12 protein-coding genes are annotated in these 10,046 nt (G+C 65.8%); 10 read left to right on the forward strand and 2 right to left on the reverse strand.

The window, feature by feature from the left end; all coding sequences use genetic code 11:
* The first annotated feature begins 351 nt into the window (after nt 1-351).
* Nucleotides 352-1,254 (forward strand): GNAT family N-acetyltransferase, encoded by a 903-nt coding sequence (locus AB4Y99_RS20430; RefSeq protein WP_441524603.1) that lies wholly within the window; start codon nt 352-354, stop codon nt 1,252-1,254.
* Nucleotides 1,255-1,422: 168 nt separating this feature from the next.
* On the opposite strand, the gene AB4Y99_RS20435 is transcribed toward AB4Y99_RS20430, so the two are convergent.
* Complete coding sequence (locus AB4Y99_RS20435; protein ID WP_441524604.1) at nt 1,423-2,637, reverse strand: NADP-dependent isocitrate dehydrogenase; 1,215 nt, start codon at nt 2,635-2,637, stop codon at nt 1,423-1,425.
* Nucleotides 2,638-2,964: 327 nt separating this feature from the next.
* Between AB4Y99_RS20435 and AB4Y99_RS20440 the strand changes: the two genes are divergently transcribed.
* The 4 genes from AB4Y99_RS20440 to AB4Y99_RS20455 all read left to right on the forward strand — a co-directional run bounded on the left by AB4Y99_RS20440 (nt 2,965) and on the right by AB4Y99_RS20455 (nt 5,743).
* Nucleotides 2,965-3,669, forward strand: a complete 705-nt coding sequence (locus tag AB4Y99_RS20440) for a hypothetical protein (protein ID WP_441524605.1) — start codon at nt 2,965-2,967, stop codon at nt 3,667-3,669.
* A gap of 80 nt (nt 3,670-3,749) precedes the next feature.
* Nucleotides 3,750-4,487, forward strand: coding sequence for an SDR family NAD(P)-dependent oxidoreductase (locus tag AB4Y99_RS20445; protein WP_441524606.1), 738 nt, complete (start codon nt 3,750-3,752; stop codon nt 4,485-4,487).
* Between the two features lie 86 nt (nt 4,488-4,573).
* Entirely contained in the window at nt 4,574-5,119 is a 546-nt protein-coding gene (locus AB4Y99_RS20450) for a 2,4'-dihydroxyacetophenone dioxygenase family protein (RefSeq protein WP_441524607.1), read from the forward strand.
* Between the two features lie 12 nt (nt 5,120-5,131).
* On the forward strand, nt 5,132-5,743 hold the full coding sequence (locus AB4Y99_RS20455) for a hypothetical protein (RefSeq protein ID WP_441524608.1): 612 nt from the start codon (nt 5,132-5,134) through the stop codon (nt 5,741-5,743).
* A gap of 11 nt (nt 5,744-5,754) precedes the next feature.
* On the opposite strand, the gene AB4Y99_RS20460 is transcribed toward AB4Y99_RS20455, so the two are convergent.
* Nucleotides 5,755-6,162, reverse strand: coding sequence for a flagellar assembly protein FliX (locus AB4Y99_RS20460; protein ID WP_081925087.1), 408 nt, complete (start codon nt 6,160-6,162; stop codon nt 5,755-5,757).
* 309 nt (nt 6,163-6,471) lie between these two features.
* Here AB4Y99_RS20460 and AB4Y99_RS20465 point away from each other — a divergent pair, with 309 nt between their 5' ends.
* From AB4Y99_RS20465 to AB4Y99_RS20485, 5 genes are all read left to right on the forward strand, one after another.
* Nucleotides 6,472-7,575: a flagellar basal body P-ring protein FlgI gene (locus AB4Y99_RS20465; protein WP_441524610.1), complete on the forward strand. Its 1,104-nt coding sequence runs from the start codon at nt 6,472-6,474 to the stop codon at nt 7,573-7,575.
* A complete protein-coding gene (locus AB4Y99_RS20470) occupies nt 7,575-7,916 on the forward strand; it encodes a rod-binding protein (protein WP_038358668.1) in 342 nt (113 codons plus the stop codon). Before AB4Y99_RS20465 ends, AB4Y99_RS20470 begins: the two co-directional genes overlap by 1 nt.
* Before the next feature lies 1 nt (nt 7,917).
* A complete protein-coding gene (locus AB4Y99_RS20475) occupies nt 7,918-8,406 on the forward strand; it encodes a hypothetical protein (protein WP_142021873.1) in 489 nt (162 codons plus the stop codon).
* A 214-nt stretch (nt 8,407-8,620) separates the two neighbouring features.
* The gene (locus AB4Y99_RS20480; protein ID WP_113255131.1) at nt 8,621-9,073 is read left to right on the forward strand and encodes a hypothetical protein; all 453 of its coding nucleotides are present in this window, start codon (nt 8,621-8,623) and stop codon (nt 9,071-9,073) included.
* A 289-nt stretch (nt 9,074-9,362) separates the two neighbouring features.
* Nucleotides 9,363-10,046: flagellin N-terminal helical domain-containing protein (locus tag AB4Y99_RS20485; RefSeq protein ID WP_441524609.1), on the forward strand; the 684-nt coding region annotated here is incomplete at its 3' end.

Raw genomic sequence — 10,046 nt, forward strand, 5'->3', positions numbered from 1 at the left:
ATCTTGCCGCAGGCTCGCGGCTAGCGAGGGCGCAAACGAAAAAGCCCCCGCAGGCCGAAGCCTGGTCGCCAACGATACGCCGCTCCATGGTCCCCTGCTCAGGCTTCCCGGACAGGGAAGCACGTCCGACGAAAGGCTCGCTCCCTTTCGCAGAACCGGGGCGCACCGGCTTCCGCGTCCCACCCTTTGCGGACCAATCGCGGCGATCCCATAGGACGGCTGGAGCGAGTCCACAGCGGATCTCGTCATGAATTTTCCCAACCGGACGGCAACGCGACGCGATATTGTTGGCCCTGCTAGCCGGACACGCGATGCCAAGACCTGTTTGAATAGCTCTGACGGAGTTGTCCGATGTCACTCGTCTACAGGCCCGCCCGAGCGCAGGATCTGGCGACGGCAGATGCCCTCGTTGTTGCCAGCATCAACGATCTGACCACGCGCCATGGCTTCGGTCTGATGGCAACCCCAAGCGCGCCCAATTTTCAGCTGTTCTCCCTCAGGGACGACCCTGACGGCCTATGGATCGCGGAGGATGGCGATGACATCCTCGGTTTTGTCTGGAGTTGGGTGTGCGGGAATGTGTGGTTTCTTGCCCAGCTATTCGTCGATCCCGCCCAACAGGGTCGTGGCATCGGGAATGAATTATTGAAACGCAGCTTGGAACATGCCCGGAAATCGGACGTGGCTCACAAGGCCCTGATCACTTTCACCTTCAACAGGGTCTCGCAGGGCCTCTACATTCGGCATGGGCTTTTTCCAAAGATGCCGATCTATTTGTTCCGCGCGGCGCGRGAGCGGGTGATSGAGGGAYTGCSGGAGCCTCCRTTCGAKAGCATCCCGATCGACGRCARYGCCGCGACGATGGAAAAACTGGCTGAAATCGACTCCCGCGCGATCGGCTTCACGCGAGAGAAGCATCACCGCTACCTGCTCAATGACCCGGCTGCCACAGGGGTCTTGCTCTGCTCCGGCAGCGATTGTGTCGGCTACTGCTATGTCAGTTCCAGCGGGCATATCGGACCTCTCGCGGTCAGGGAGGCCGACGCTCTCGGTGACGCCTTTGCGTCCGCATTGAAGATTGCGGCCAATCGATCCTGCGAGAACATATCGGCGTTCCTGCCCGGGACATGCGAAAGCGCCCTGAGCCTCGCAGTCAGTCGTGGCATGCGCATCACCTTCCCGATGCTGCTGATGGCATCGCACGGTTATGGAACTTGGACGCGATACCTGCCGCGCAATCCGGGCTTCATGTGATCATCGGTATCGGCTTTCGGTGAAAAGGCGCCCCGATCCTGTTCACGATGAGCGCCCGCTCCCCACCCGGGAAGCCTCAGGGCAACCTCGCGCTTCGCCTTCCCGTGCAGAAAAAAAGCCCGGCCTCTCGGCCGGGCTCTGCATGGCTTGCTGCGATAGGGCCCGAGATCAGGCGGCCATCGCCTTCTTCATGTTCTCGCTGACCTTCTCGAGGAAGCCGGTCGTCGAGAGGAACTTCTGGTCGGGGCCGACCAGCAGGGCGAGGTCCTTGGTCATGTCGCCGGACTCGACCGTATCGACCGTGACCTTCTCGAGCAGCGCAGCGAACTTCGCGAGCTCGGCATTGTTGTCGAGCTTGGCGCGATGASYGAGGCCACGCGTCCAGGCGAAGATCGAGGCGATCGAGTTGGTCGAGGTCTCCCTGCCCTTCTGGTGCTCGCGATAGTGGCGGGTCACCGTGCCGTGGGCGGCCTCGGCCTCGACGGTCTTGCCGTCCGGCGTCATCAGCACCGAGGTCATCAGGCCCAGCGAACCGAAGCCCTGCGCCACTGTGTCGGACTGCACGTCGCCGTCATAGTTCTTGCAGGCCCAGACATAGCCACCCGACCACTTCATCGCCGACGCCACCATGTCGTCGATCAGACGGTGCTCGTAGGTGATGCCGAGCTTGTCGAATTCGGCCTTGAACTCCTTCTCGTAGATCTCCTGGAAGATGTCCTTGAAGCGGCCGTCATAGGTCTTGAGGATGGTGTTCTTGGTCGACAGATAGACCGGATACTTGCGCATCAGGCCGTAATTCAGCGAGGCCCGCGCGAAGTCGCGGATCGAGTCGTCGAGGTTGTACATCGCCATGGCGACGCCAGCGTCGGGGGCCTTGAAGACCTCCTTCTCGATCACCTGGCCGTCCTCGCCGACGAACTTGATCGAGAGCGTGCCCTTGCCSGGGAACTTGAARTCGGTSGCGCGGTACTGGTCGCCATAGGCRTGGCGGCCGATGACGATCGGCTGMGTCCAGCCCGGCACGAGGCGCGGCACGTTCTTGCAGATGATCGGCTCGCGGAAGATCACGCCGCCGAGGATGTTGCGGATCGTGCCGTTCGGCGACTTCCACATCTGCTTCAGGTTGAACTCCTTCACGCGGGCTTCGTCCGGCGTGATGGTCGCGCACTTCACGGCAACGCCGTGCTTCTTGGTGGCGTTGGCGGCGTCGATCGTAACCTGATCGTCGGTCGCGTCGCGGTTCTCGACCGAGAGGTCGTAATATTCGAGTTCGAGATCGAGATAGGGGAAGATCAGCGTGTCCTTGATCTTCTGCCAGATGATCCGGGTCATCTCGTCGCCGTCCATGTCGACGACCGGGTTGGCGACCTTGATCTTGCTCATGCGATGACCCCTGTGCTCTCCAGATAGAACGTCCGAAACCGTGGCTTTCGGCCAAGGTCTCCGGCTGGTCGCTTCCTAGCGGGTTCGGGGCGGCGGGGGAAGCGCAGCTTTCGGGCAATGTCTCGCCCGGCGGTTTATGCTGCACTGCCGCAAAATCGGCAATTTCGCCGCCTAGCCTGTCCTGCCGCTCGTCATAGCGACAGGACGAACGACGTGTCTCGTATCATCATGATGTGGAGCGCCGCACCGGCATCGGCGGCGCTTTTCCTCGCAGGAATGCTGTCTTGCAGCCCGGTTTGGGCGCAGGACGCAAGCGCGGACGCCGCCGTGCAGCTCCCGATCCCACGGGGAGCTCTGCTCGACCCCGACGTCAATGGGACGGACGCGGCCGCGCCCGTCGTCGCGGATTCCGATGCCGTCGTCTTCAATCCGGCCCTGGCCGCGATCGGCCGCGCCGACACTGCGTCCGGCGCCCATTTGCGCGCCCGCGCCCCCATCCCGGTCGACATCATCCGCAAGGGCTTCCCCGCGCGCGAGACCATGACGGGCGCGGATCAGGACCGTTCCGTCGGCTTCAAGCTCGGCCAGGATGCCTTCTCGCTCTCGACCAGCCTGAACGCGCCGGCCGGGCCCGGCACCTCGCGCGACGCCCGCCTGGACTGGCGCTGGGCACGGCCCGCATCCACCGATCCCGGCGTGATCTGGGGCGTCTCGACCGGTGGCGGCGGCGCGGTGGGCGGCAATCCCGAGCAGACCGGCGATGCCACGATCGGCTATCGGCAACAGCTCTTCCCGCATCTGATGCTGACGACCCAGCTCGGCATGGCCGGCAATTATGTCTTCGCGGCGGGCGACGGCTTTCATTCCGCGCTGACGCCGGAGGTCAAGCTCTCGGTCGATCTCGCCAAGGCGGCGGACCTKCCTTGGCAGGCCTCCTTCGACCTCGCGCTCGCCCGCAAGCTGCCGCTGGTCGCCAGCGACTATGAGACGCGCGGCACCGCGCTGCTTTCGCTGAAATACAGGTGGCAATGAGGTGAGGCAGGCCGCAGGCTCATGGCGGCTTGCGGCGCGCGCGCTTCCCCGGCGCCGGCCGGCACTCTAGCCTCCGGCGCATGACACAGCCGACTTCGTCCAAATTCGCTCTCGTCACCGGCGGCACGCGCGGCATCGGCGCCGGCGCCGCCCTCGCCTTGGCCAAGGCCGGCTACGAGGTTCTCGCCACCGGGCTGACCGTGGAAGAGGTCGCGGTCTCGCCCGCCCACCCGGCCATCCGCCACGCCCGGCTCGACGTCACCCGCGACGACGAGGTTGCGGCCATCGTCGCGACCTGCCCACGGATCGACGCGCTGGTGAACTGCGCCGGCATGATCCAGCGCGGCGGCAAGGAGTTCGAGATCGACGCCTTCCGCCTGACCATCGAGGTCAACCTCACCGGCACGATGCGGATGAGCCTGGCGGCAAAGGAGAAGCTCGCGGCGAAGGGGCCGGACAAGCGGGGCGGCGCCATCGTCAACACCGCCTCGATGCTGACCTTCCATGGCTCGCCCTTCGCGCCGGGCTATGCGGCCTCGAAGGGCGGCGTCGGCCAGCTCACCAAGTCGCTCGCAGCCGCCTGGGCGCCCGAAGGCATCCGGGTCAACGCCGTGGCGCCGGGCTGGATCGAGACCGAACTGACCCGGCCGCTGGTCGAGGACGAGGCCCGCTCGGCCCCGATCCTCGCCCGCACGCCGATGGGCCGCTGGGGCAAGCCGGGCGATGTCGGCGGCGCCATCGCGTTTCTCGTCTCGGACGAGGCGCAGTTCATCACCGGCGCGATCCTGCCCGTCGACGGCGGTTATCTCACGCTCTAGAAAACCAGATATTTCAGCCGCTTGCGCGCCGACATTGAATCAGTTCGAGCGGCCATTGAATCAAGAACTCAATAGGGAGACACGCCATGACCTCGACGAGTCCCATGCCGGTCACGGCCACACAGGARGAGCGCTGGACGCCCTATCGCCATCCCCAGCCCAAGGAATCGCCGCCGGAGCTGATCGTCCCGAACGTCATCCCGACGGATGAGCGTGTCTGGGTGCCGGTCGACGACAATGTCTGGTTCCGCCCCCTGCTCCTCTGCGTCTCGCGCGGCTACTGGATGAACCTGCTCAAGGTCCGCCGCGCCGGCGTGCTCTCGCGCCATCGCCACCCTCTGCCGGTGCATGGCTATGTGCTGAAGGGCCAGTGGCGCTATCTGGAGCATGACTGGGTCGCGACCGAGGGCTCCTATGTCTACGAGGCGCCGGGCGAGACGCATACGCTGGTGGTCGATCCCGAGACGGAAGAGATGATCACCATGTTCCAGGTCAACGGCGCGATGATCTATGTCGATCCGGACGGCAAATGCCTGGGCTATGACGACGTCTTCACCCGCATCGACAAATGTCGGGCGCATTATGCGCAGAACGGCCTCGGCGCGGAGTATGTCGACCAGTTCATTCGCTGAGCTGGAGGACAGATGGTTCGCGCCACGAGACGGCAAGCCATCCAAGTTGCGACCGTCGCCTTGTCGGCGGTGCTGGCCGTGCCCGCTGGCGCTGAGGCCATCGACCGGATCGGCGTGCCAGGCCCCCTCTCCTTCGCCGGAACGCCCTATGCACTGGCCTGGAGCGCACAGCCGACACCGGCCTATTACAAGCAGGAATATCTGCCTGCCGGCCAGACGGTCGAGCGCTGGCGGATGCTTCTCGTCGAACTGCTCGAAGGAGGCAGCGTCGCGAGCGCGGCCTCCGCACAGGTACGGACGATCAACGCCCGCAAGGGCAAGGATCCGCTCGCCAACCTCGCCGTTATCGAGAACAAGCAGAGCGGCGAGATCATCGTCGATTTCCTGATCGGCGGCCGTGACGCGCAAGGCGGCGAAATCGCCGAATGGAACGCCTATCGCTATGCTTCCTTCAAAGGTGCGAACGGCCGCTCCGGCGTCCTGCTTTTCGCGATCAGCCATCGCGCCTACGGGAACGAGGCGATCGGTGCATTTCTTGGCCGTCTGAAGACTTTCCGTTCCGACGAGATCAAGCGCTTGGCGGCGCAGACGCTTCCCAGCCCCTCCCTGGGCACGAAGCGGTAACGCGCCCCCCCTCAGCGCCCGAGCTTCGCCAGCTCCACCGCCGCGCGCAATTCGATATGGGCGAGCACCTCGTCGAGGCGCGGGTCGTCGGTCGTCTCGCGCCTGAGCGCCAGCGCGTTCCTGATCCGCTCCAGCTCCGAAGGCAGCACGCGCCCAGCAAGCAGCGCGGCCTTCAGCCGGTCGAGCCCATCGAGCAGGTCATGGCCGCGCCGGGCCTGGCGGCGCTTGCGCTCCTGCTGGTCCTCATCGGCCTGCACCGCCAGCAGCATGTCGAGCGGGCCGGCCGCGGCGACGCCGGCGCTGCGGGCAGGCGCCTCGCTGTCGGAGGTCGGAAGCGTGAAGGACGCGCCGCCCGTGCGCCTCGCGGAACTGGCCGAGCCGGCGTTGGAGACGGGCGCGCGCTGGTCGATCCTGATCATGGCGGCCTCGCTGGAGCATCGAACCGGAATGGGAAGCTCGTTCCCGGTGATCGGATGCGTGAACTCAACAGTTAACGAAAGCTTGCCCCGGCACGGTTAACAGCCGGTAAATCACCCGGCAGAAACTGCCGCCCCGGCAGGAACGGCCGCCCGATCTTCCTGGCACCAGACTGAACCGAAACTCCAAACGACTGACAAACAAGGCTTTTCGATTTTTCGCGATCTGGCACGGCGCTCGCAAGGCAAAGCCGAGATTCGTTCACGAGCATCGGAAGCCGCATGTTTCGCCTGCCTGTCCTGAGATCGCTGATGCGGCCGCTGGTCGGCCTGCTCGCGCTCGGCCTCAGCCTGCCGGCGCAGCCCGCCTTCGCGCTTTCCCGCATCAAGGACCTCGCCTCGGTCGAGGGCGTCCGCAGCAACCAGCTGCTCGGCTACGGCATCGTCGTCGGCCTCAACGGCACCGGCGACACCCTCAACAACACGCCCTTCACCAAGCAGTCGCTGCAGGCGATGCTGGAGCGGCTCGGCGTCAACACCCGCGGCGCCAACATGCGCACCGCCAACGTCGCCGCCGTGATGGTGACGGCCAATCTGCCGCCCTTCGCCACCCAGGGCACSCGCSTCGAYGTCACCGTCTCCGCCATGGGCGATTCCAAGTCGCTTCAGGGCGGCACGCTGCTGGTGACGCCACTGCTCGGCGCCGATGGCGAGGTCTACGCCGTCTCGCAGGGGCCGGTCGCGATCTCCGGCTTCTCGGCCGAGGGCGAGGCCAGCAAGATCACCCGCGGCGTTCCCACCGTCGGGCGCATCGCCAATGGCGGCGTGGTCGAGCGCGAGATCGACTTCGCGCTGAACAAGCTCCAGACGCTGCGCCTCTCGCTGCGCAATCCGGACCTGACCACGGCGCGCCGCGTCGCCGCCGCGATCAACGATTTCATCGGCGGCGATTCCGCCGAGCCGACCGACCCCTCGACCGTCGCACTGCAGATCCCGCCCCGCTTCAAGGGCAACATGATCAAGCTGCTCACCGACATCGAGCAGCTGCGCGTCGAGCCCGATCAGGGCGCCCGCGTCGTCATCGACGAGCGCTCCGGCATCATCGTCATGGGCAAGGACGTGCGCGTCTCCACCGTCGCGGTGGCGCAGGGCAACCTCACTGTCACGATCAGCGAGCAGCCGCAGGTTTCGCAGCCCGAGCCCTTCTCGCGCGGACAGACGGTCGTGACGCCGCGCACCAGCGTCAAGGTCGACACCGAAGGCGGCAACAAGCTTGCCCTCGTCAAGGAAAGCGTGACGCTGGCCGAGCTCGTCGATGGGCTCAACGCGCTCGGCATCGGCCCGCGCGACCTGATTTCCATCCTCCAGGCCATCAAGTCGGCGGGCGCGCTGCAGGCCGAAATCGAGGTGATGTGATGACTGCCGCTCTCGCCCTCCCCGCCGCCAATCTGGCGCTCGGCGTCGCCGGCAAGGTCGTCGACGGCATTGCCAACGCGCTGGACCCGGCCAAGGCCAAGGCCAAGAAGCAGGCCGATGATTTCGAGACGATGTTCCTCGAGCAGATGACCCAGCACATGTTCACCAACATGGGCGCGGAGGGTCCGCTCGGCGAGAACGGCACGGGCGGCGACGTCTGGCGCTCGCAGCTCACCCAGCAATACGCCAAGCAGATCCAGAAATCCGGCGGCATCGGCGTCTCCGACCAGATCATGCGCGAGATGCTGAGCCTCCAGGCCCAGGCCTCGAAGGGAGCCTGAGATGTCGGTGGCTGAACGCATTCTCGACGAGCGGCCGCGCGTCTCGGGCGCCAGCGACGCCCGGGCGCTGATCGAGAACGTGCTCGATGCGCTGTCCGCCCTCGCCCATCTCGTCGGCGAGGAGACCGAGCTCGTGCGCGTCGGCCGCCTGCCCGAGGCGATGACACGCGAGCCGCGCAAGGCCGAGCTCGCCGGCACCTATATGCGCGGCGTCGAGCAGGTGAAGCTCAACGCCGTGGCGCTGGCCCGCTTCGCGCCCGATCAGGTGAAGCGGCTGAAGGAAGCGCATCACGCCTTCCAGAATCTCATCGAGACCAACCAGCTGGTCCTGGCGACGGCCCGCGCCGTCTCGGAATCGGTGATCCGCGATCTCGCCGCCGACGCCAACAAGCCGATGCGCGCCAATGGCTACGGACCGGCCGCCACGGTCGGCGCGGGCGTCTTCGCGCGCCCCAATTCCGGTCCGCTGGTGGTATCGCGGCGGCTCTAGGGCCGGATGGGCCGGTCACCCCGTTCCAGGCGGCGACCAAGGGAACGGCGGCGGCGGGCCGCTGCCACGGCAACCGTCAATATTTACCTAATTTCCTAACGCCGGATTCAATCATTTCCGGCATTATCGTCAGGATCGGATTGGTGCATCCAGTCCGCGACGACGACGCCTGGCGGCACGACGGTGCCGTTGAAAGCTCCAGAAGGAGTGCGACATGGACTTTGGCAATGCCCCGAGGGTGGCTGCTCCAGCCGGCGCACCTGTCGTCGCACGCGCCGACGTCATCGCCCGGCCCGGCAGCGTCGCCGTCGATCTCCCTCCTGAAAAGACCGTCCAGTCCGCCCCGGCCGGCGACGCCGTTCACGTCGATGTCGGCGCGCAGCAGCGTGACGCCCGCAGCCGCGCAGCCGGCGAGCAGCGCGCCTTCGCCAACGCGCAGAACGGACGCCTCGCCGACAAGACGATCGACGAGGGCGTCGAGCGCAAGCTCATCATCGATCCGAAGACCCGCGCCGTCGTGCTGCAGAAGAAGGATCGCGAGACCGGCGAGACGATCTCGCAGCTCCCGGACGAGACCTTGCTGAAACTCCGTGCCTATTCCCGCGAACTCGGCGAGCGGGCACGCGAGGCCGAAGAGGCCCGCCACCGGATCGAGCGGACGGCCTGACGGCTTCCTCGTCCCTTCCGTCGGATCCGCAAACCGCCCGTGCCCTGCGCGGGCGGTTTGCGTTTCGGCATCTCGCATGGGGTCTCAACGGCAGTCCGGGGGATCGAGGTATGACAGGCGGAAGCCGAAGCCGTTAGCGGCCGCTTAACTATGCCCCGACAAGCCGCCGATCCGCATCAATCCGACGGCTTAAATTTACCAGTTGTTACGGGCTGGCGCAGCAGGGTCGACCCGTCCTGGCCAGAACGGCCTGGGCGCCAGAAGGCTCCATACCAGAAGGTAAACACAGATGGCCGTTTCTCTTTCTACCGGCGTCCGCAACAACCTCGCCTCGCTGCAGGCGACCACGGCGCAGGCCCAGGCGATCCAGAATCGTCTCGCCACCGGCAAGCGGGTCAACTCCGCCGTCGACAACCCGGTCAATTTCTTCACTGCCGCCTCGCTGAATGATCGTTCGAGCCAGCTCACCGGCCTGCTCGACGGCATGTCGAACGGCATTCAGACCATTCAGGCTGCCTCCAAGGGCATCGACGGCATCACCAAGCTGGTGAGCTCGCTGCAGTCGACCCTTAAGCAGGCCCAGGCTGACGCCGCCCAGAACCGCCCGACCGTCGTCGGAACCGGTACGACGCTTGCCAGCATCGGCGAGCAGGTTGCGACCAGCAAGAGCCTGAAGGACATCGCCCTCGACAAGCGGATCGGCTCCAACGGTGCTGCAGCCCCTGCCGCAGCGACCGCGTCGTCGCCGGGTAGCCTCGGCATCGACACGACCCCGGCGAACAATGACACGCTGACCATCCAGCTCGTCACCAACCCGGCCGCACCGACCTCGACGACCAATGTCTCCATCGCACTCACCGCCAACACGACGGTTCGCGACGTGGTCAACGCGATCAACACTTCGGGTGTTGCTTCGGCCTTCGTCGACGAGAAGGGCCTGCTCAACGTCAAGGGCAACGGCTCCGAACAGCTC

Source organism: Allobosea sp. TAB14 (genome assembly GCF_052113865.1).
In the GTDB taxonomy this organism is placed as follows: Bacteria; Pseudomonadota; Alphaproteobacteria; order Rhizobiales; family Beijerinckiaceae; genus Allobosea; species Allobosea spartocytisi.

Bases quoted from the DNA above. Each gene is read 5' to 3' on its own strand.
- AB4Y99_RS20480 (WP_113255131.1), top strand. From the start codon at position 8,621: ATGGACTTTGGCAATGCCCCGAGGGTGGCTGCTCCAGCCGGCGCACCT.
- AB4Y99_RS20455 (WP_441524608.1), top strand. From the start codon at position 5,132: ATGGTTCGCGCCACGAGACGGCAAGCCATCCAAGTTGCGACCGTCGCC.
- AB4Y99_RS20475 (WP_142021873.1), top strand. From the start codon at position 7,918: ATGTCGGTGGCTGAACGCATTCTCGACGAGCGGCCGCGCGTCTCGGGC.
- AB4Y99_RS20460 (WP_081925087.1), bottom strand. From the start codon at position 6,162: ATGATCAGGATCGACCAGCGCGCGCCCGTCTCCAACGCCGGCTCGGCC.
- AB4Y99_RS20445 (WP_441524606.1), top strand. From the start codon at position 3,750: ATGACACAGCCGACTTCGTCCAAATTCGCTCTCGTCACCGGCGGCACG.
- AB4Y99_RS20470 (WP_038358668.1), top strand. From the start codon at position 7,575: ATGACTGCCGCTCTCGCCCTCCCCGCCGCCAATCTGGCGCTCGGCGTC.